Annotated in this window: 1 pseudogene; it reads left to right on the top strand. The window is 75.7% G+C overall.

What is annotated here, in order from left to right:
- Window positions 1-230: pseudogene (locus KVT44_RS57490) on the top strand (N-acetylmuramoyl-L-alanine amidase); the annotation flags it as partial.

Below are 230 nucleotides of genomic sequence, written 5' to 3'. Positions count from 1 at the left end.
TGCCGCCGAGTACCACGAGCCGCAGAGCGACCTGCACGGCGTCTCCTCCCTCCAGTCCCGCTGGGACGCGCACGACGGCGCGCCGAGCGCCAGCGGCGGCAACGGCCCCATGCACCTCACCGACGCACGGACGGCGATCGGGGAAGCACCGCACCACAGTGGTGGAACGGAGGGCGCCCGGGGCGACGGCTCGCGCGGGCCCCTGCTGCCCGCCCCCAAGGTGCTGCAGA

It is taken from the genome of Streptomyces sp. GbtcB7, from assembly GCF_019091445.1.
Taxonomy (GTDB): domain Bacteria; phylum Actinomycetota; class Actinomycetes; order Streptomycetales; family Streptomycetaceae; genus Streptomyces; species Streptomyces mirabilis.
The sequence above is the reverse complement of the archived record's forward strand: the minus strand, read 5'-3'. Positions and strand labels throughout refer to the sequence as shown.